Genomic DNA, 21208 nt, shown 5'->3' with positions numbered 1-21208 from the left:
GGTTATCATGCTGCACGCTTTCAAGGCATCCGTCAGGGTTCAAGGCTTCAAAGGGGTTCTCTTCACCAGCAAGCTCGTCAAGACTATATTGATCAGGAGGCTCCCAGAGCTCGAGGGGTTCTTCGAGCCCAGGGCTGGGGGAGAACCCAAGTACATACACGTCTCACCCCTATACTACAGCTCGGGCGGGAAGAGCATTTGCCTGTACAGCTACGTGAAATGTGTTAATCGAAAAACAGCTAAATGCCAGGGCCCTCTCTCACAGGTAGTTTTAAACGGCGAATACTACTTCTACGCTGGATTCACGAGCAATGTTTCAGACCCGGTTAAAACCATGTCAAGCCTCCTAGGCGTTAACGACTGCTTCACATACATGGATCAGAGAGTGTGCGTTGAAACCACTGGAGTCGAATACTACATCCCTCAGATGGAGTCGAGCGAGCTGATGAGCAAGCTCTTCGAGACGGGGAAGGTGAAGATCGTCTTTGCCTCGCCCACCATGCTCAGGGACCCTTTCAAGAGGACGAAGCATAAGACCCTTATTCCCTCCGTGATGAACATCTTCGCGGTGCCGGTCTACACGATGCTGACCCACAAGGGAGCATTCACCTACAAGAGGTTCAGGAGGCATTTGCTCATGCTCCACAGGATCTTCAACGAGCCCTACTCGGTGCTCAAGACAACTGGGATTAAGTGGGTTGTCTATAAGAGGAGGCCGGAGCCAACCATCATAGGCTACGTGAACCTCTACTTGAACCAGCACTACTATGATATGTACTCTAAGAACATGAACATAGACTTGAAAGAATACTTGAGGGAGCTGTTCGCATACACGATAACCCTCGGCGTAGGTGTGGGGAGGGCAACCGGTTTCGGGCACGTTTTCATCGAAGTACCGGGCAACGGCATAGACTCTAATGGAGGAGCGGGAAAAGAGGATTCACCCAAGAACAGCGTGCCCGCCACGAGACCTCCCTAGGGGGAAAACAGTTCCCCTCAAGCATAGAATAATTAAACACTGCATATTACCCGGGAGTCACCCACTATATTAAGGGGGCGGGATATATTTCTATATGGTGGATTTTCTTTGAGCAAGGAGCTCAGACTATATGAGAAGCTATTAATGGTTTTCCCCGGCTACAGGGGTTATAAGGAGAAGGAACTCGTCCGTGAAACCGATAGGATCGTGAGGGATGAGCTCTACAAGAAGTTGAAGAAGAGCGTTGGAGACTTGAAAGTCTTATACTCAACCCTCGTGTCATCCTCAGGCTCAACACCCCTGTCCGAGAGGGTGGAGAAGCTCGTGTACAAGCTCGACTCCCTGGCTGAGAGAACGAGGCACGCGCCCTACGGCTACAGGCCGTTGTTCCACGTTGCTAAGGTGGGCGAGGAAGTGCTCGACAAGATGCTCGAGCATGATTTGAAGCTGGGTGAAACAGCAGAAGCCTTGAACAAGGCTACTTCAAACCAACCCCTCAGTCTTCTCGAGGTTGAAAACTACTTGGCAGGCATCGAGAAGCTGGTCAAAGACTATGAGTCAATGCTGGAGGAGAGGGAGAAGATCCTCTCCGGGATTGTGAGGTGATAGAGGGTGAGCAGGACAAACGTGATAGAATGGGTTAACCCGGGCCCAGAGGACATCCTATGGGTATACCCGTACGAGGACATTAGATGGGGAAGCGTTCTCGTAGTACACGAGTATGAGACAGCAATATTCATGAGAGACGGCAAAATCTACGACGTCCTACCCCCAGGGAGACACGTCTTAACGACTCAAAACCTCCCGCTACTCACAAGAGCCTTCAGGCTAGTAATGGGCTACGGGGAAACCCCGTTCAAAGCCAGAGTAGTGTTCGTAAGCCTCAAGCAGTTCAGAGGGAAGTTCGGACTCTCGACAAGGGTCAAGCTGGGGCCTAGAACACTCTACATGACAGAGCTACAGAGCTTCGGCGAGTTCTGGTACAGGGTTTCCGACCCAGTCTTATTTCTAACACAAATAGCTGGCGCCGTTAGAGAGATCTCCTCGACAGCCGTTGCAGACTTCATAAGAAACTACTTCGTCGAAACCCTGATACAGGAGATCAGCAAGTACACTGCAATAGATATTTACACCAACCTAACCCAGGTGACCTCGAGGCTCAAGGCGGGAGTGATACAAGAAGCCTTCGCTCAGAGAGGTCTGGAGCTAATAGACGTTAAAATAGCTGGAATAACGCTACCACAGCTCGAGAGAATGGAGAAGGAAGACCCAACGTATGGTCTACCGCTACTGCTCGCCATACAGAAGGGCGACGAGGACAAAGTACTCGAGATAGTGAAAACCGTTGAGGTAATGAGAGCCATTGGCAGATCACCAGCCGCTGGATGGATGGGGGCCCTCGTAGCAATGCCAACGCTCATGCAGCAGGCGATGCAGCCAGCCCAGCAGCCACAGCAACCTCCGCAGCCGCAACCAGCTACGGCTCCGGCCCAGCCTCAGGAGAGCCCCGTGATAGCTAAGCTGAGAGAGCTTAAGAAGATGCTTGACGAGGGCTTGATAACCCAGGAGGAATACGATCAAATGAAGAAGGAACTGCTCGAGAAGTATAAGAAGGAGATGTAGCCGTGATATTCTTCAAAAGCGATAAGGAGAAGTTCGAGGACGAGTTAAACAAGGCATTCAGCGATAGAAACAAGGGAAACCTTGAAGGAGCTGTTAAACACTTCCAAAACGCGTACGAAATAGCTTCGAAAACCAGCGATTCAGAAGTCTCGAGAAGAGCTGGGGAAGTACTCTTCTACGCGTTTTTCTACGACGCATTGGTCAAGAAGACTCCTGAAGCATTCTCGAAAGCAGCCGAGCAGTGCAGGAAGCTTGACCCGGTCACTCCTCTAGACATAGGAACAGCCGCCAAGCCAACCGCTGCTGAGCTGGCGAGAGATCTCGAAATAGCCTCCATGATATTAAGCCTCCCAAGATTCAGCGTCGCTGAAGCCGGGAAGATGGATGAAGCCACCGCATCCAAGTATGAGCAAGTAGGTAACGCCTTGCTCGGCGAAGGAGCCAGGAGACTCATACTCGAAGACTTGCTGAACATTCACGACCCGTTAAACTCCGTCGGGCTCAGACTACTAGGCTACGCGAGAATCATCAGGGCTTTGAAAATAGAAGCCGACAACCCGTCGAAAGCGGTTGAACTCTACAGTGAGGCATCAGCATACCTTCAGCAAGCGCCACCCGAGGTGAGGAGCTTCGTCAACGACAAACTCGGCAAGCTCTCCAAGACAACGAAGTGCTGGGTCTGCCACAGGGAGATACAAGGGGAGGAGGTAAACTACATATACATGCCCGCCTCCGTAAACGCTTACATAAGGGAGAAGTATGGTGGAGAAGCATCCTTCCTAATAGCCGACAGTAAGATAGCTGTCTGCAGAGTATGCTACACGATGGTTTACAACTTGAGCGATGCACTAGCCAAGAGGTACTACGAGCTCGCCATGAAAGCTCTGCAGGAAGTAGAAGCGAGGCTCAACGCTAGGATAAGCGCACTAGAGGTAAGAGTCTCAGCGGTAAGGATTCAAGTCGGGCGTAAGTAACAAGTAGAGAAGGGGTCAATCTTTGGAAACAACCGCCTTACGCTGCACGAACTGCGGAGCACCCCTTCCAAAACCACAGCCGGGAGAAGACTGGGTTAGATGCGAGTACTGCGGCTTCCTCAATAAAATCGTCGACGCTACAAGATACATAGAGAAGCTCAGGATGGAGCTTGAGAAATGGATAAGAGAGCTGCTTCCCCCAACCGCTGTTTCATCAACAGTTGTCGACACAGCCGCTAGACACCAGATCTTTCAGAGCATTATAAAACCGAAGCTATTACTGACTAGGGCGAATATTAGGGCGAAATACCTACAGTACTTGTCAAACCCGGTTTCACCCATACCCCCGCCCACACCTCCGAGCGAGGATTCGAAACAATTCTTCGAGGAAACCCTGAGGGTGCAGGCAGTAAAGGATTTCGCAGTATCCGAGGAGGACTCGAAGTTCGTTTACGAGACCATAGTATACGGGAGCACGGCCGGCTACCTTATCAATGCTTTGAAAGCACTGTCAAAGCACGATGTGAAATCTGCTTTGAAAAACATCGAGGAGGCTACTGCTCAAATACCCGACGAGCCCGGCTTCACACTAGTGAAGCAGAGACTAAACGCTGTCAAGTCAATTCTAACGGCTTTAGACCAGCTATACAATAGGAATACTTCGGCCGCGGTAGACATCGCTAAGGCAAGCATAGACCAGTATAACCTACTCCTCGAGAAGACGGGTTCCACGGCAATACCAGAGGTGAACAGGGGAATCCTCGAAGTAGAGAAACAAGTTGCGGAAGCCGTATACCATATTTCAGAAGCAGCCCACATGTTCTTCGCCGCGGGAAAGGATCCATTAGAGATCATTAAATGGGTTGAAGCATACACTAGTGTTTTCAAATGGCTCAGGGACAATTACAAGAGGCCCGTCCAAGACATCGTGGAGACAAGCCTAAACCTGAAGAAACTAGCCAGCGCGAGAGCAGGTAGCCCTGAAGTCAACGTTGCACCGGGAAAGGGAGGATTCTATATTCCATTCTTCACAGTGGAGTGCAGGTTCTCCTTCGTGAAAGGACTCTTGTTGAAAAAAGGGAGCGAGTCCCGTCTCACGCTTCTCGTCGCGGGATTACCCCCCTATATTGAAAACCCCGTCTTAGACGTCCTCGGAATATACTCTGGTAAAACCGTCCAGCCCGATAAGATAGCTGAGGCTCACGGATACTTACTAGCAAGGGAAATAGCTGGATCGGCGAAACCCTCGAGCATACCCGGCGACGCTAAAGCCTTCCCACCGCTAATATCCAGCGTTTTAGCCGAGAAGCTCGCCGACGGCTACATAGAAGCTGCTAACAACAAGTACAGGGGAAAGATCACATTCGCGTCTTCTCAAGCAACCGGAATAGTTTACATTCCATTCAACACGGTCGACCAGAGAACAATGGTTTACGAGAAGGGTCTAGGCCTAAGACTCGCGACCGAGTTAAATAACCTTGTAAAACTATCTATCTAACGTGGTTGAAAACATGAGCGAGGTCACGCTTGCAATAGGAGTCGCGTCAACAATAGTATTCATCGCCCTCTCATTCACAAGGATTAAGCTAGCTGAAACCTTCAGGGACTTCGCGGTCTTCATTGCATCAGTTATCCTCGCAATAGCTTCAACGTTCGCCGTCCCCGGAGAAAACGCATTACCCCTAGCTTCGACAATATTCCTATACGTCAACGCTATCTGGTACTACGGGTTCGAGAGCCTGAGAGAGCCTTCGAGGAAACCCGCCTTCAACCCGGCTGCATCCAGAGCGTTCATCGGAGTGATCTTCTTCCTCGTAGCTACATGGATATGCTTCTCTGGAATGGATGTAAGAATAGCTTTAATCATAGTGTTATCCGGAGCCCTCCTGGGAGCTTACAAGATCAGGAAAATCGTTAATCAATAGTTTTTAAACATCGTAGTGGGCCCGAGGGGATTCGAACCCCTGACCTACGGGTCACTCCCTCCAGATCTATCTCATCCCGTGAAGGTCGTATGACCCATAGCATGGATCTGGAGCATCGGCCGCCGGGGCTATACCCCAGCATCCGCCGCTCTGCCTGGCTGAGCTACGGGCCCACTACCAGTCATCGCCAGGTATTATAGTCTTAGGAGTCATATAAGCTTTTTCCCCAGCCCTCGTTAAGCATTAAATAGGGATCACCCCATACTATTCGTCAACGGCAGATGAAGAGGGAACCCGGGGTTAGAAGCCCCTCTGAAACCCGTGTTGACGAGGCCCGCACGAGATGCCGTTCACCGCTGGTGGGGTACATGGAGGATTGGGTCTTGTACGCATTACTCGACGCGTTCATGGCCGCTCTAGCTACCATCTTCGCTAAAATAGGTCTTCAACACGTAGACTCCGTGACAGCTACCGCTTTGAGATCCGTAGTCATGATGATTTTCGCGGTTGGAGTTATGTTTGCTTTCAGGGGAACGGGCTTCGTCTCCACGATCACCTCTAGGGAGGCGTTGTTTATAATACTTAGCGGCGTGGCTGGAGGCGCTTCATGGGTTCTGTATTTCCTCGCCCTTCAAAAGGGGGAAACGACTCCCGTCTCGATAATAGATAAGTCAAGCCTCCTATTCGTGATCATATTGTCTATCCTCATACTGCATGAGGAAATAACGATTAAGAAGATAGCTGCGAGCGCTTTGATGATAGCTGCTATATACTTGTTAGTGTTCTGAAAAATCTATTCTCCGCTCTCGGATTCTTTTTTCTCGCCTATCCCCGGCGGCTTCATCCATAACTCTCTCATCCTCCTCCTCTTCAACGTGAATGTCTCGTTCTCAACGTACTTGTAGACTGAAGAGTGCCTCCTACCCTGTATCAGCATCTCCACGGCCGTTTTCGCAATATTCGCTGTCTCGTAATCCCCGATAATCGCGACGTATGGTTCATACACGGAGATGTATGCACCAGTCATTTCTTCTAGAGTCCTCCTCGCTTTTCCATCCTCTCCAATAATTCTTCCCAAAACTCTTGTAACGTGATTTGGCTTGTCACCCACGTACTGTCTAACATCGATAACGACCAATACTTGATCCTCATCGAGGAGCCTCATGGCCCTGTCGGGACTGAATCCATACGCTATAGCCTTAACAATATCTCTAGCCTTCATGAGTTCGAGGGCTGAAGTAGTTGGAAGAGTCGGTTCGATGACGACTCCACCAGTGTTTGAGTCTATGGTGATGCTGGTCCTAGTTTTCACCTCTATCTCCTTCTTAACTCTCCCATCATCCCCGATTAAAACCCCGATCCTATCCAAAGGGAGTTTCTCGTAGAGCCTTGTAACGCCTAGGATGAATCTACCCTTCTCCTCTCCAGACATCTAAGTAACCCCTCTAAGACCTCTTCCTCACTCAATACATTAATCTTGGCTTCATTTTTGAAAAACCTGTTAATATTTCTAACATCCCTCTCCAGGAAATCCCTCGCATTGGGATGCGAGTGATCAACAGCCTGGCTAACATCGATCACCGCCACGTCCAAGTCAGGCTTAACCATGATGTTGAACTCTGAGAAATCCCCATGCACGAGCTTAGCTTTACAGACAATCTTCTCCAATTCCTCTAAGGCTAAAGTATAGATACTTTCAAGCTCCACAGCCTCCAGGTCCCTGTAGGCTTCTTCGAGAAGCGGATACCTCCGGCCGTCCTCGCCGAGGAATTCCATAACCAGGACATTGTTCAGAAACGCGACTGGCTGCGGGACCTTTACTCCCGCCTCCTTCATTCTCACAAGGTTCCTGTACTCCTTCCTAGTCCAGGCGTAAATGATGGATCTAGTGTCGCTGAGCTTAGCTCTTTGAAACCTGGGATCCCCCATTATGTATTTCAAGATGCCCCGTCTAAACTCCGCTGAGCTCGTCAAGTATATCTTAACGGCCAGCGGCCTCCCGTCGGGAGCGTATCCGAGGTAAACCCTGGCCTCCTTACCAGCGCTGACCACGCCCGCCAATCGCTTCAAAACCCTCTTCCTAATCAGGGAGACTATGGTCAACACTGTTGAGGAGTCGAAGACTTCCTCAACCGTTTCATACAAGTCTGCATCTTTTATCCTGGGCTCCTCGCTTCCACGCCGCAGGAGCCTATCCATATCGTCGCTCATACGTATTCACTGAGCGCGTCGATGAACTCCTTCGTCAAAAAACCCTTCTCCAGGAGCTTGTTTACCTCGCTCCTACCATACTTGTATACGACTTCTCCTTTATCAGGGGTGAAATCCCAGAGGCCTACCAAGATGATGTCTCCTTCACTAATCCAAACTCTCTTCCTAAGCTTCCCCGGGATCCTGACCTTCCTATCGACGCCGTCCATGCATTTAGCCAGTAGGTAGTCTCCGCCTAGATGCCTTATGACTCCGCAAACTACCGTGTCATCTCCGGGTAATGGTGTTTCAGCACCGGGGCCTAGACCTTGATCCTTCTTAGGCAAAACTTAACCACTCTCCTCTATCAAGTATTCTCTATCCTCTATTGTCAATAATAATACTTTGACACCTGCTTTTAAATGAGAATAGCCCGGCTTAACGGAAACCTCCTTCATCTCTCCACTGTCCTCCCTAAGAAGATATACGTAGTTCTTGTCAACCCCCGTTACGAGGAAGGGGCCGCTGACGTGGGCTTTCTCGACGACTCTGATCCTGCCCTCCCAGTAGCTGGAAACCTTTGTCTGAACTAGTTCGCCGGTCTCGAGCACCCTTATCTTAACCAATCCCTTGTATACTTCTTCTACAACTCCTACCTCCCCGAGGTATTCCACTACGACGCCTTTGCGCACGGGCGGTATCCTCACCGAGATGGTTACGACCCCCCTCCACTTTCCCTCATGAGCGTCGAATCTCGTTGAGCGAAAGGACTCGGTGGTCATAGCTCCATACCTTCTACCCAGAATGCTCGAGAGCTTTCTTGCAGGTACCGGGTCTTCAAACTTCACGTCCACGCCATCCTTGACGACCTCAACATCCGTTACGCTTGAAGCGAGGCCCGTCTCTACTATTAACTCCTCCACTTCTTCAGCAAGCCTATCCAGGTCTACTCTACCCTCATATCTGACCTGGACCAAGGCTTTGTGGGAACCCCCGGACCTCATCAAGCAGGATGGGCATGGCTTGTAGCTGATTTTAACCGGGACCTCGAGCTCATAATCAATTGGATGCTTCCCTTTAACAAGGAGGTGAAGTCTTAGGGTTATTCCATGCTCGCTGGCGCTGATCTTGTGAACCCCTCTTAGAACACTAGCGTCTAATGCTTCAACCTCGTCCCTGAGGAATCTTCTAGACTCGTTCAGCGCGACCCTCCTGAACACTTCCTCGGTGCTGACGGGCAGGCTCCACTCTCCCTTGTAGAGCCAGGAGCCGCACTTAGGGCATAAAGTGACCTCAAGCCTCGGCCTATTCTTAAAAGGAGTTTGATGCTTAACATAGCAATCGATGCAGTAATTACCGATGATCTCATCCTCTGAAACCTCTCTCCCGCATCTAACGCAAAACCTCATTTAAAACACCTATATCACTGTGAAAAACGCTATTGGAACCCCATCAATTACTAAGACCGCCTCGGGATGGATTAAGCCTCTCTCGACGGCAGCCTTAACTATCCTACTCCCCACGAGGTTTCCCGTTGTAGCGTTTGAGAGAAGCATTAATGCTTCCTCGACCGTTTTAAGCTCTCCTTTATAAAAGAAGGGGTCCACGCTGTATTTCATGCCCCCCTCCTTGTTTATTAAAACCCTGCCGAGAAGCTCTGCGTCGCACGCCGAAACTACTACCTCACCCTCGACAACGCGGACGTGAACGTAGACAAGCCCGGGTAGCTGTTGATCATCTGAATCCTTCATTAAACCATCACACGCTTTAAAAAGCCGGTAGAGTCGTCTCGGCCCCGCAGGCCTCACATCTCATGATGAAAACCTTCCCCTTCTTAGCGAGCCTAGTGTGAACGGCGCCACAAGTAGGGCACTTCACGTACTTCTCTACGAAAACCTCTATCAGCTTGTTAATCACTGAGGCATTAAACTTTCCCTGGAGAAGGAGCTGACCTGCCTCATTAGTGAATGCAGGGACACCGAGCTCTTTCACAAAGTATCTCTGTACAACATCCCTCTCCCTTCCAAGAACTTCAGCGATCTCTGAGAAATTGTGCACGATTGTCCTGCCACCAACTATTAAAACTTCAGCCCTCGGTATCTCGAAAACCTCGCTGCTCCCCTTCTTCGAGGGAAGCCTCTCTAAAGCCCTATTCAAAAGCTCTTCGTATTCGTATCCCACAGCGCTGTTCAAGGGCAACACCTCTATTAAAAGACTTTATTGTTAAGAGGGCTATTTAACAATATCCTAGAACCAGGGGTTTTAATGAAGGTTTACGTGGAGACTTACGGGTGTGCCCTAAACAAGAGCGATGAAGCGTTGATGAAACAGGTTTTAGTCGAGAGAGGACACTCTCTCGCCGGGGACCCCTGGAGTGCCGACGCCATCGTACTCAATACTTGCACTGTGAGACTTGACACTGAGCAACACATGATTAAGAGGATAGCAGAGCTCCGGAGAATAGCCCTCGGGAAGGGGGCGAAACTAGTAGTAGCTGGATGCATGCCCGCGGCTCAGCCGTACAAGGTCTACAAGACCGCCCCCGAGGCAAGCCTGGTATCTCCGCAAAACGCTGTGAGGATATATGAAGCCGTGGAAGCCGCAGATAGGGTATTTCTCCTCAACGGACCCAGGGTAAGAGACCTCATAGGCCTATGTTTCGAGGGCAGAATAGCCCCAATACCAATTCAAGAGGGATGTTTGAGCAATTGCTCCTTCTGCATCACTAAGCATGCAAGAAGAGCAGTGGTAAGCCACAGCATCGAAGCAGTTGTGAGAGCTGTGGAGGCCGCTGTGGCCAAAGGAGCCGTCGAAGTCCAGCTGACCGGGATGGATCTAGGAGTCTACGGCTTAGACCTCTACGGGAAGAGGCTCCTTCCCGAGCTGGTCGCGCGGGTCTCAAGAGTCAGCGGAAATTTCAGGATTAGAATAGGTATGATTAACCCGGAGCATTTAGAGTTCATCCTAGACGATCTAATCGAGACAATCAATTCAGACCCTCGTATATACAGGTTCCTCCACATACCCCTTCAATCGGGAAGCGATAAAGTGTTGAAAGCCATGAACAGGAAGTATTCAATCGAAGAATACAGGAGAACAGTGTTGGAGGTGAAGAGAAAGATACCTGATGTAAGCATAGCCACAGACATTATAGTGGGGCACCCCCTGGAGAGTGATGAGGATTTCGAGCAAACCCTTAAGATCATCAAAGAGTTAGAGTTTGAAAGAGTGCACTTCGCAGGGTACAGTCTAAGACCCAACACGCTCTCAGCCGGGCTTCCACCCGTTCCAACAAAAACCAGAAAGGAGAGAATGATGAGGCTCCTGAAAACCGTTGAAGAAGTAGGGTTGAAGGTGCGTGAAAAATACGTTGGCCGTAAAATCCCAGTATTCATAACTGAATACTCTAATACATGGGTGGGAAGACTAGGGAATTACATCCCCGTCGTGCTAAATAGTGATAAATCCCTTGGCTACGGAGAATTGGTTGAAGCTCTCATCGAGAGGGCTACTTTCTATGATTTAAGGGGATTAGTAGTCACCGTTTAAAAGGTAAAACTGCATGAGCCTAGTGCATCTCCACGAATTTTACCTCAATCTCATACTCCCTGAACTTCTCGAGGATTTCAGCGATGAAGTCGTTGATGTCTGACTGCCTAATCGTCGATGATATTGGGTGAACGATTATCCTAACGATGAATCCCCTAGGACCCACGTATCTAATAATGGACCTCTTATCGTCAATTCTGAAAACTTCGGATTTTAAATCCCTGAATAAGGATATGAGCCTGGATAAATCCTCCTTGCCTGTAAGCCTTACTCTGACGTCGAACACGAGGGACATCGCGTGAGGTTTGAGAATAGCGTTGTACATTAATGTGTTGGGAATGATATACCGCTCCCCAAATATGTCCTCAACCACGCAGTGCGATGTCGAAATGTTCGTAACCTTACCGTAGATCGGCTTCCCAAGGCCGTTAACCAATATCATGTAATGCCTGCCGAGCATTTTCCTATCCATTTGGAGGGCAAGGTATGCAATGAAACCCCTGATCCTGTCAACTAACATGAGCACGAGCAGTACGCTGAGAGCGCCGAGGGCTATGATAGCCAAGTGTACCTCGATGAATTGTCCTATGAGCGTTAGAAACGAGATCACTATGATAGAAATGTCTAGAATCCGTAGCACGGATTCTTTGGCAATACTCGATATAGATCCCCGTGAGGACAATGAGTCGAGAAATTTCTTGAGTAATACCCTGAAGATCAGCAGTGTTGCAATAATAATGATCGGGACTTCTAGCTTTGCAAGCACTTCTTGAACAATATTTGCTTCAGCCATGTTCATCCCTTAATATACCTAACAAACTCGTTTCCGGAGGAGAGTATGAAAAGAATGTCGCCGGGCTTTAAAACCTCCTCGCCAGTTGGCACCTTGAAACCTACTCCATCAAACATTAGTATTATCTTGCCAACTCTTTCATCCATCTCCAGGTCCACTATCTTAGACCCCGCAGCCCTGTCCCCCTCAGATACTCCCAACAAGTATAGGTCGAAAAGGCCAACTTTTCCGAGGTAGAGAGGTGTTAGAACCGAGGATATGTAGTTCGCAACGAGATTCGCCAGAACCTTGGGCTGCGTGATAGGTATCCCTAGTTGAAGCTCCCTCACGAGTTCTCCAATCTTCTCCTCCGCGAACCGACCAATCCTTATCGGAATATTGTGGAGCTTCGCTATCGCTAGGACCAGCAGATTTATCTCATCGCTGTTCGTTAATGCAAGGACAGCGTCGATCTCGTCCATCTTGACCTCGTTGGTGTAGACCTCCACGTCGGTGGCATTTTTATTGATCACTAGTATATCGTACCTAGACTCCAGCTCCCTTTTCCTAGCTTCATCCTTCTCTATCACTATGATCTCGTTCTCCCTTGGATTCAGCATTCTTATCAAATTCTCGGCGAACTCGCCGCCCCCGGCAATCAATATCTTCATAACGTAAACCTCGTGCTACCGTTCCTAACCATCAATAATTTTATGCTCTCCCTACTTTAATAGTTTAATAGTCTTTCTCCCGGCAACGTAGCCTATCAACATTAATAGTGGAAGATACTCGAGCCTGCCCAGTATCATTAAGACTATTAGAACCGCCTTAACCCCTGCAGGAGCAAGGGGAGAGGTGATTCCAACCGATAAACCCACACAGCTAGAAGCCGAAGCCGACTCGAAGAATGCGTCGGCATAGTCGAACGCGGGGACCATTGACTTTATCAAAGTAGCGCCAACGAATATCGTGGTAAAGTGGATTACCGTTATCAACAATGCAGACGCTACCTCGGAGTCTTCGAGAATATTGCCGCCCAGCCTAACCCTGACCTCCGCCCTTCCCCCTGTGACGATGTTCACCGATGACGCCTTAAGCTTCTTCAACAGTATCAGGAATCTCATCACTTTAATACCGCCCACTGTGGCGAAAGTCATTCCCCCAATGAACATTGAAAACGCTAGGATTAGCTTGGAAACGTAGGGGAGCTGGTTAATCGAGCCGATGTTAAACCCGGTGGTGGTCATAGCGGATATCGCGTTGAAGACCCCTGAAACAATTCCCTCCTGAATGGAGCTTGGGTTTGAAACAACAACCGTTAAAGATGTTATGATGGAAAAGAATGCTAGGAGAGACACGTATAATTTGAACTCCTCGTTCCCCACTACTTGTCCGCCCTCCCCCCTCAAGAGTTTATCTAAAAGCAGGAAGTTCGTCGCCCCAAGCACCATTATGATTATCAGCGGGATGGAGGTTAACGGTGCGGTGCGGTATATCTGGTCGTAGTTACTGTCATAATTGCTCATCCCACCGGTAGCTATGCCCGTCATAGAGTGAACGAGAGCGTCGAAGACGTTCATACCAGTATAGTAAAGCATGAGGGTTCCCGCGAGCGTCAGTATTATATAGATGTTGAATAACCTCCTAGCAGTTCTATACATTGACGCTTCTATTCTTATAGGTCTCTCGACGCCATACATTAAAAGGCCATACTTGTAGAAAAATGGGAATAAAACCATAGCGAAAACGACGAAACCAAGCTCCCCTACCCATTGCATAAGGGCTCTCCAGAACAAGATGCTGGGCTTCATGCTGTCTAAACCGGTGAGAACCGTTAACCCTGTTCCAGTGAATCCCGAGACGCTCTCGAAGAACGCATCGAAATAGGGGATTCCCAGCTCTATCGACAAAGGAATCGCTGAGACTGCAGGTAGTAGAGTCCACGCTAGAGTAGAGGATATAGTAGCCTCGATAAATGACAAGCCCTCCTCGGATTTAACCTTGTAGACGAGTAGGGTTCCGCCCGCCAGCAGGACTATTGAAAAAGCTAGGAAGACCCGCGATACACTCACACCCGACAGGAAATCAACCAACGGTACAAACATCATGAGCCCGCCTAGCAGTGAAAACAAGGCAGCTACAGTTTTCAAAATGTTGAATCCTCTCAACAACACCATAAGCTACGACCACTGATACATTAGAGCCTTTTTCATAAAAAACATTATCTTTAGGGTAAAAGTGGTTAGCGTGTCAGAATAGAAATATACGGCATGAAAACTATTATAACTATCGAAGACAATATAGTCATAACCACTCCTACCTTAGCCATCTCATAGTTCTTGAAGTACCCGTACGAGTAAGCAATGGCGTTCGGCGGCGTGTTAGCTGGGAGAAGGAATGCAAAACACGAGGCTATGCCAGCAACGATGCCAGTGAACCTGGCATCAATACCGAGGGAGGAGGCTATTGCCAAAGCTACTGGGACAAAGGCCGACGACGTCGCCGTTATGCTACAGAAAACGGTCACGCTGAAGCCGGTTACCAGTGCTATGATAATGTTCACGATATATGGGGATGTTCCCGTTAAACCGGTTGCAATGAAGTCTGCGAGCATCCTTACCAATCCCGTCTCCCTCAGGCCGCCGCCTAACGCTAAACCTCCCGCTATTAGGAAGAGAACCCCCCAGTCCGCCTCCCTAGACACCTCGTCCCATGAAAGGGTTCCAACACCGGGGATCAGATAGAGAATGATTATTATCAGCGACGCAATATAGGTCCAGTTTGGTAGAAGAGGGTAGAACGAATCCATGAGCCAGAGGATCACTGCAACCCCGAAGATGGCGAGAGTCATCTTCTGCCGCCTATCGAGGCTGCCTATCTTCGACAGTTCTCTTTCAACAATGCTTCTACCCCCAGGGATTACTTTAACCTCCGGCGGGAAAAACGTCTTCAATAAACCCCATGCTAGTAGGGTTAGTACCAGAGCTATGGGTACACCCCACGCCATCCACTGTGCAAAAGTGATGTCGTAGCCTGTTGCTTCTTTAACGTTTCGCATGGTGATCGGCACCGGTGGTGTTCCAACAGGAGTTCCAACGCCGCCTATCGTGGCAGCGTATGCAACGCCTATCATCATCATTTTACCGATATTGCTCTTGCCCTTCTCAGCGTTGATCAACTCCAACATTCCTACTGCTACGGGCGCCATTATAGCGGCTGCCGCTGTGTTAGGAATCCACATTGAAAGGAGGGCGGTGGACAGCATCATGCCGAGCACTATCTTATCCGTATTCTCCCCCATGTAGGATAATATCTTCAGGCTCAAGAGTCTGTCAAGCTGGTATTTCGACAGGGCAATAGATATTACGAGCCCTGCAAGGATCAACATGTTAACATCGGAGGCTATGTACGATAATCCCCTTGAGAGAGGGAATATTCCGGTAACTACTTCCAAAAGGATGATAATTATGCCCGTTACCGGTATTGGAACGCACTCGGTAACCCAATAGATTATTGCAAGTGCCGTGATACCCAGCATCGCTTTCTGTTGGAAGGTAAGACCCCCTATGGGAGAGTAAGCTATCAAACCCACTAAAACGATCATCGCCAAGGTTATCAGTAGTTTAGACTCGCTGTTCATAAGCATCCCTTGATAGCCGAGAAGATATTGAAGCAGATTGAAAATAAAAATATGACTTACGCATAGTAAAGCAAGGGTTTGACTACCTCATCTCTCGTTGCTCCCCTAGCCTCCTAACAATCTCTGATGCCTCCTCTCTTCCAAACAACCCGATCTCGGCAAGCCGGTTTAAAGATACTTCTATTCTTTCAATAGGGACGCGCCACAACAGGTTATTGCTTTCGACGTCAGGCTTCATCTCCTCTTTATCCAACAACGTTTTTACCCATGACATGTAGTTGGCAATCTCCTCATGAATGATTACCTTAACTCTGGGTCCCAGCTTACCGCCGGGCTCGAGTACGACCGGCGTAGTGATAGTGGAGCGAGTAGAGCCGCCCGAAACATACTGTGTGTATATCAAAGGAATAAGGTACAATCCCTCGCCCCCTGAGGGCACTGGTAGTGATATCTTCTCAATAGTTTTCTCGGCCTCCGCTAATCTCTCCCTGTACTCCTGGAGATATCCTCTGATCTCGTCGAATCTTCTATCAGCGTCCTGTAGAATCGATTCGAGCTCTCTCTGAACCCCCTCCCTCTCGTTGATTAACGACCTAACCTTGTTGTTCTCTGCTTCCACGAGCTCATTATACTTCTTCTCAATTCTTCCAACCTCGCGATCGTAGGATGCCTTCTCGCTCCCCAGCTCCTCCTCAAGAGCCTTCAAAGTCTTTTTCAACTCGTTAAGCCTCTTCTTCAAATCCGACGCGTCTCTCCCGTAGCTTTTCGCTTTCTCGATCTCTTCCTCTAGCTTCCTCAAGTCTTCACGTGTCTCAACAATTCTCTTCTCAACAGCCTCGATATGGGGTTGATACCTCTCCCGAATATTCGCCAGCTCCTCCTCCTTCTTCTTTCTCAACTCATCAACATTTCTCGCAACCACCTGTCTAGTCTCCTCAATCTTCTCGTCTATTCTCCTCAACTTCTCCTCATACTCTCCCCTCACTCCACGCCTCCACTGACCCAGCATGTCTTCAATCCTCTCCACCACACTGTTAACATACTTCATGAGTTCATCTATTTCATCAAGAGCCTTGCTTATCTCGCCAACCACGACCTCGTGTTTCACCGTGGGGAAGGGGAGTTCGAGAAAGGGGAGTTCATAGCTAGCGGTATATTCTATGAAAGTCTTCAACTTGGAGATGAACGATACATCGGATACTACTCCATCAAGCTCGATTTTCTCCTCACGAACGCCTGCCTCCCCCTTAGCAATCGATTGAGTCAGCTTACTCATTCTGACCAGTCCGTCGAGAAAGCTCTTCCCCGAAAGCTTCGAAAGTTCCCTTATCTCAGAGTCAATCGCATCTTTATCGAGAACCCCATAGGAGGCCGTGAATTTGTTCACCTTTAGAGAATCTATCAATACTGCAACACCCCGAGCGTACTGCCTGAGGAGAAACGGGTAGAACACTAAACCAATGGTCTTTATTCTTTCACCCTTTCTTCTAAGGAGCCCGGGCTTCTTCCTCTGCTTCTCGGAATAATACATCGCGAAGCCGACTAATTCGTCGTCTCCAAGCTTCTGGTAAGCCTCGGCGACTTTTTTTAATAGAAATGCTACATAGTTCTTTGAATATGAACCTGCACTAGAACTCATGACTACAACCATTTTAAATGTAGGAATTACAGTCTTAATAAATTTGTAGAAAAATGGCAAACCAGGTCGTACAGAGGAGTAGAGGTTGGGAGGGCGGGATTAAGCATATAGCCAGCATTTAACCGCTCTCCCAGGACCGGCTTCTACGAGAGGAGGCTCCTCCATGGAACACTTTTCAAAGGCGAAAGGACACCTCGGGTGGAGTCGGCATCCAGTTGGAGGATACGCTGGATCCCCTATTTCGCCTTTCAAAACCACTTTTTCAAACCCTAACTCCTCACCGATGAGCGGAATTGCGGAGAGCAAAGCCTTCGTGTACGGGTGGAGGGGGTTCTTTATAATGTCGCGAGCTGGTCCTTCCTCAACTAGCTGGGCAAGATACATAACGCCTATTCTACCGGCTATCAGGCTGAGCAGTACTATATCATGAGTTATGAAAAGGAGGGATTGATTAAACTTGTTTTTAAAATCGATTAACAATTTTATAATCGATGATCTTATTGAAGCGTCGAGGTTGCTGGTAGGCTCATCAGCAACCAAGTAATCCGGCTTCAAGAGCATCGCTCTGGCAATAACGGCCCTCTGAAGCTGTCCACCGCTTAAGTGATAAGGTCTCCTGTTCAAAAAATCCTCGGGTGGTGTCAAGCCGACATTCTCTAAAACATCTATCACCTTCTCCAGGGCCGCGCTCCCGCTTAACCCATAGTGGATGATCAAGGGCTCAGATAACGCCTCCCCTATCGTTTGAACGGGGTTAACGGCTCCGTAAGGGTCTTGTGGAATAAGTTGCATCCTTCTCCTCAACGACCTGAGCTTTGCCTCAGGCATCCTAGTTATATCTCGCCCGTCGAACAGGATTCTACCGCTAACAGGCTTGTATAACCGCAGGGAAACCCTTCCCAGCGTTGACTTCCCACTACCGCTCTCGCCGACCAGGCCATATATCAATCCCCTATCGATCTTTAAGGATACTCTATCGACCGCTCTAACCTTCTTCTTTCTGCCGAAAGCCCCTGTTTCAAACTCCATTACAATATTCATTAGTTCAACCAACGGCATCCAGCTCACCCGCGTAATGGCACGAAACAAAGTGTCCAGGGGAAACCTCCCTGACGAAAGGCTTCTCGACTCTACACTTCTCCCTAGCGTAGTCACATCTAGGGTGGAAAATACATCCCTTCGGCGGGTTCCTAAGGTCTGGTGGATAACCCTTCAGGAATCTCGGAAGATCGCTTGACGATAGCTTGGGTAGGGATGCAAACAATGCTCGCGTATACGGGTGATGCATGCTCCTCATTAACTCGACCTTAGTAGCATACTCCATAACCTCTCCTCCATACATGACGAGTATTCCGTCAGACCTCTCCAAGGCTAAAGCAATATCGTGTGTTATCAGCATTACTGAAACATTGTGCTTGACCTTGATCTCGTCGATTAGGTCCATAATCTGTTTTTGAACGATGACATCAAGAGCTGTCGTGGGCTCATCAGCTATCACTAGCGACGGGTTTAGAGCTATGGCCATGGCTATAGATACCCTTTGTTTTTGTCCACCGCTTAGTTGATGAGGGTACGCGTCTCTAAGCCTCTCCGGTATTCCGACAGCCGCGAGCATTTCGAATGACCTCGAGACTGCTTCCTCCTTGGATAACCCATGCTCCATTAGAAACTCCACGAATTGATCGCTTATCCTCCTCAAGGGGTCCAGCGTGGTGAACGGATCTTGAAAAACCATTGATATTTTGCTTCCCCTAACCTCTCTCAACTGTTTCTCGCTGAGATCGAGGAGGTTAACGCCTTCTAGAATAACGGCTCCCTTAACGATCCTCCCAGGGGGAGGAACCATGTTCATGAGGGCGAAGCCCAGGGTGGATTTTCCACTACCGCTCTCGCCAACTACGCCGAGGATTTCACCACGCTTGATCGTGAGTGAAACCCCTGAAACCGCTGAGACTATGCCGCTTGCAGCGAAGTATTTGACCCATAAATCTTCTACCTTAATAGTCTCCATTAACCCTCCCTCCGTACTTCAATGAGATGCCTTCGCTGAGAAGCGCGAAGCCAACTGCTAGCAGAGTTATCATAAGGCCCGGGAACGCTAGCAACCACCATGAACCCGAGAGAATGAATCCTCTGCCCTTATAGAGGTCGAAACCCCAGTCAGGCGTAGGGGGTTGGACGGTTAACCCCAGGAAGCTCAGCGCAGCCTCGGTCAACACGGCGTCTGCGCTGTTCATGCTGAAAACCACCATCAACGTCTGCGTGAGATGAGGGAGTATATGTCTAGTCACGATTCTCGTTGAAGGAATTCCCAGCGCCCTAGCTGCTTCGATGAACAACTCGTTCTTTAAGCTCAAAACCTGCCCCCGTATCATTCTAAAATAGGTTGGAATGTAAACGACGGCTATGGCTATTGCAGCGTTCAAAGGACTTGTCCCCAAGGCTACCGATAATGCTATCGCCAGTATGAGCGAGGGAAACGCGTATAAGGAGTCCATTATAAATGATACTATCCTATCCGAGACCCCGCCCACGTATCCACTAATCAAGCCTAGGAGTGTCCCCGTTACCCCGCTCATCGCCACAGAGATGAACACGACGACCAATATGATCCGACTACCATACAATACCCTCGAGAAAACATCCCTTCCCAGATTATCTGTACCCATAATAAACTCGGCTGAGGGAGGGCTTAACGCTGGTCCAACCGCTTCGACTGGTGAATACGGGGCTATGAAGTCGGCCAGGAGTGCAGTAGCTATGAAGAATGCGGTTATTGCCAGGCCGACTACCATGTAAGCGTTCAACGTTCTCAAAATCTTCACTAATACCTCACCCTCGGGTCTATTAGAGCATAGATTACATCAACTATCAGGCTCGTCAAACCCACTATTAACGCAAATATTATAACTACGGCTTGAATGGCAGTGTAATCCCTGTAAAACACCTTATCGACCAAGTAAGTCCCTATGCCAGGCCAGTTGAAAGTCGTCTCCGTCAAGACGGCTCCTCCAAGAAGTAGTGCGAATTGAAGTCCAGCATACGTCACCACGGGAATCAACACGTGTCTGAAGATGTGTCTCGAAACAACTTCTTCTCTAACCCCTCTAGCATAGTAAGCCGTAACCATCTTTGAATCTTTAATCCTCAGCATGTTATTCAGTGTAAGCCTCGTAAAGGGTCCCGAGAGGACAAGCCCCAGCGTGAATGCCGGTAGAATGAGGTGTCTAACGGCATCCACGAATGCGGGAACATTAAACTGGAGGAGCGAGTCTATAGTGTACAATCCCGTTATAGGTTTCAAGTAAAACCCAGTTGAAATCCTCCCGCTAGAAGGCAAAACCCTAATCCACTGTGAAAACAGCAACTGGAGAAATAGTCCGAGGGCCGGTATGAATATAACATAGGTGATAGAGCCGAAGAGCCTTGTGAAATCCCTAACCCATACCCTCCGGCTTCTCCCAGCCAGGTATCCCATACCAACCCCTATTAAGAGGCTGAACCCCATTGCCCATATGGATAACTCTATCGTTGCGGGAAGCTTGTCAACTATATCGCTGGCTATTGCCCTCCCCCTAATGATCATTGACTTACCCATATCTCCCCTGAAAAAGTTGAACAAGTACTCAAAGTACTGCTGGTATAATGGTTTGTCGAGACCCAGCTCCTTCATTATTGCCGTCAATTGTTCCTCAGGGATGTTCTTAGTCCCTAGTGCCGCTAGAACTGGGTTTCCTGGAAGAATCCTTAAAACTATGAAAACCAACGTGTAGAGCACAAGAATCGTCGGAATAATGAGTAAACCCCTCACCAACACGTAGCGCGCAAGACCCATTCAACAATCCCCGTCAAACATTTACAGGTTATTCAAGGCTATCTTTATAACCTCAGGAGTATTAAAAATCTACATGGCGTGG

The 21208-nt window shown here is 48.9% G+C and carries 23 protein-coding genes and 1 tRNA gene; 8 read left to right on the top strand and 16 right to left on the bottom strand.

The window, feature by feature from the left end; translation table 11 throughout:
• Window positions 1-7: 7 nt before the first annotated feature.
• From cas6 to QXH45_00790, 6 genes are all read left to right on the top strand, one after another.
• Window positions 8-979, top strand: coding sequence for a CRISPR system precrRNA processing endoribonuclease RAMP protein Cas6 (gene cas6, locus QXH45_00815; GenBank protein MEM2077796.1), 972 nt, complete (start codon window positions 8-10; stop codon window positions 977-979).
• Between the two features lie 108 nt (window positions 980-1087).
• Window positions 1088-1585 (top strand): hypothetical protein, encoded by a 498-nt coding sequence (locus tag QXH45_00810; protein MEM2077795.1) that lies wholly within the window; start codon window positions 1088-1090, stop codon window positions 1583-1585.
• Window positions 1586-1591: 6 nt separating this feature from the next.
• Entirely contained in the window at window positions 1592-2602 is a 1011-nt protein-coding gene (locus tag QXH45_00805) for an SPFH domain-containing protein (GenBank protein MEM2077794.1), read from the top strand.
• A gap of 2 nt (window positions 2603-2604) precedes the next feature.
• Window positions 2605-3576 (top strand): hypothetical protein, encoded by a 972-nt coding sequence (locus QXH45_00800; GenBank protein MEM2077793.1) that lies wholly within the window; start codon window positions 2605-2607, stop codon window positions 3574-3576.
• A gap of 22 nt (window positions 3577-3598) precedes the next feature.
• Window positions 3599-5074, top strand: coding sequence for a hypothetical protein (locus QXH45_00795; GenBank protein ID MEM2077792.1), 1476 nt, complete (start codon window positions 3599-3601; stop codon window positions 5072-5074).
• A gap of 13 nt (window positions 5075-5087) precedes the next feature.
• Window positions 5088-5501, top strand: a complete 414-nt coding sequence (locus QXH45_00790) for a hypothetical protein (GenBank protein MEM2077791.1) — start codon at window positions 5088-5090, stop codon at window positions 5499-5501.
• Between the two features lie 16 nt (window positions 5502-5517).
• On the opposite strand, the gene QXH45_00785 is transcribed toward QXH45_00790, so the two are convergent.
• A tRNA-Trp gene (locus QXH45_00785) sits at window positions 5518-5674 on the bottom strand.
• Window positions 5675-5869: 195 nt separating this feature from the next.
• Between QXH45_00785 and QXH45_00780 the strand changes: the two genes are divergently transcribed.
• Window positions 5870-6289: an EamA family transporter gene (locus QXH45_00780; GenBank protein ID MEM2077790.1), complete on the top strand. Its 420-nt coding sequence runs from the start codon at window positions 5870-5872 to the stop codon at window positions 6287-6289.
• Between the two features lie 5 nt (window positions 6290-6294).
• Here QXH45_00780 and QXH45_00775 read toward each other — a convergent pair whose 3' ends face one another.
• From QXH45_00775 to QXH45_00750, 6 genes are read right to left on the bottom strand one after another with little or no spacing between them, the layout of a single operon-like run.
• The gene (locus QXH45_00775; protein ID MEM2077789.1) at window positions 6295-6933 is read right to left on the bottom strand and encodes a KH domain-containing protein; all 639 of its coding nucleotides are present in this window, start codon (window positions 6931-6933) and stop codon (window positions 6295-6297) included.
• Window positions 6900-7712, bottom strand: a complete 813-nt coding sequence (locus QXH45_00770) for a serine protein kinase RIO (protein MEM2077788.1) — start codon at window positions 7710-7712, stop codon at window positions 6900-6902. The genes QXH45_00775 and QXH45_00770 overlap by 34 nt, the downstream gene beginning before the upstream one ends.
• A complete protein-coding gene (locus QXH45_00765) occupies window positions 7709-8038 on the bottom strand; it encodes a translation initiation factor aIF-1A (GenBank protein ID MEM2077787.1) in 330 nt (109 codons plus the stop codon). Before QXH45_00765 ends, QXH45_00770 begins: the two co-directional genes overlap by 4 nt.
• 3 nt (window positions 8039-8041) lie before the next feature.
• Window positions 8042-9100 (bottom strand): 60S ribosomal export protein NMD3, encoded by a 1059-nt coding sequence (locus QXH45_00760; GenBank protein MEM2077786.1) that lies wholly within the window; start codon window positions 9098-9100, stop codon window positions 8042-8044.
• Between the two features lie 9 nt (window positions 9101-9109).
• Entirely contained in the window at window positions 9110-9442 is a 333-nt protein-coding gene (locus tag QXH45_00755; GenBank protein ID MEM2077785.1) for a DUF424 family protein, read from the bottom strand.
• 16 nt (window positions 9443-9458) lie between these two features.
• A complete protein-coding gene (locus QXH45_00750; protein ID MEM2077784.1) occupies window positions 9459-9884 on the bottom strand; it encodes a translation initiation factor IF-2 subunit beta in 426 nt (141 codons plus the stop codon).
• A 72-nt stretch (window positions 9885-9956) separates the two neighbouring features.
• Here QXH45_00750 and QXH45_00745 point away from each other — a divergent pair, with 72 nt between their 5' ends.
• Window positions 9957-11240, top strand: coding sequence for a tRNA (N(6)-L-threonylcarbamoyladenosine(37)-C(2))-methylthiotransferase (locus QXH45_00745; protein MEM2077783.1), 1284 nt, complete (start codon window positions 9957-9959; stop codon window positions 11238-11240).
• 19 nt (window positions 11241-11259) lie between these two features.
• Here QXH45_00745 and QXH45_00740 read toward each other — a convergent pair whose 3' ends face one another.
• The 9 genes from QXH45_00740 to QXH45_00700 all read right to left on the bottom strand — a co-directional run bounded on the left by QXH45_00740 (window position 11260) and on the right by QXH45_00700 (window position 21126).
• Window positions 11260-12039, bottom strand: coding sequence for a hypothetical protein (locus QXH45_00740; GenBank protein MEM2077782.1), 780 nt, complete (start codon window positions 12037-12039; stop codon window positions 11260-11262).
• A complete protein-coding gene (locus QXH45_00735) occupies window positions 12036-12683 on the bottom strand; it encodes an NAD-binding protein (protein MEM2077781.1) in 648 nt (215 codons plus the stop codon). Before QXH45_00735 ends, QXH45_00740 begins: the two co-directional genes overlap by 4 nt.
• 51 nt (window positions 12684-12734) lie before the next feature.
• Entirely contained in the window at window positions 12735-14189 is a 1455-nt protein-coding gene (locus tag QXH45_00730) for a TrkH family potassium uptake protein (protein ID MEM2077780.1), read from the bottom strand.
• A gap of 65 nt (window positions 14190-14254) precedes the next feature.
• Entirely contained in the window at window positions 14255-15652 is a 1398-nt protein-coding gene (locus QXH45_00725) for a DASS family sodium-coupled anion symporter (GenBank protein MEM2077779.1), read from the bottom strand.
• Between the two features lie 82 nt (window positions 15653-15734).
• Window positions 15735-17291, bottom strand: coding sequence for a hypothetical protein (locus QXH45_00720; protein MEM2077778.1), 1557 nt, complete (start codon window positions 17289-17291; stop codon window positions 15735-15737).
• A 99-nt stretch (window positions 17292-17390) separates the two neighbouring features.
• Window positions 17391-18350 carry an ABC transporter ATP-binding protein gene (locus tag QXH45_00715; protein MEM2077777.1) on the bottom strand — a complete coding sequence of 320 codons (960 nt, stop codon included), beginning with the start codon at window positions 18348-18350 and terminating at the stop codon, window positions 17391-17393.
• Window positions 18337-19302 carry an ABC transporter ATP-binding protein gene (locus tag QXH45_00710; protein ID MEM2077776.1) on the bottom strand — a complete coding sequence of 322 codons (966 nt, stop codon included), beginning with the start codon at window positions 19300-19302 and terminating at the stop codon, window positions 18337-18339. Before QXH45_00710 ends, QXH45_00715 begins: the two co-directional genes overlap by 14 nt.
• A complete protein-coding gene (locus tag QXH45_00705) occupies window positions 19289-20116 on the bottom strand; it encodes an ABC transporter permease (GenBank protein ID MEM2077775.1) in 828 nt (275 codons plus the stop codon). Before QXH45_00705 ends, QXH45_00710 begins: the two co-directional genes overlap by 14 nt.
• Entirely contained in the window at window positions 20116-21126 is a 1011-nt protein-coding gene (locus QXH45_00700) for an ABC transporter permease (GenBank protein ID MEM2077774.1), read from the bottom strand. The genes QXH45_00705 and QXH45_00700 overlap by 1 nt, the downstream gene beginning before the upstream one ends.
• Window positions 21127-21208 lie beyond the last annotated feature (82 nt).

It is taken from the genome of Thermosphaera sp., assembly GCA_038827615.1.
Taxonomy (GTDB): Archaea; Thermoproteota; Thermoprotei_A; order Sulfolobales; family Desulfurococcaceae; genus Thermosphaera.
This window is presented reverse-complemented; position numbering and strand designations above follow the sequence as displayed.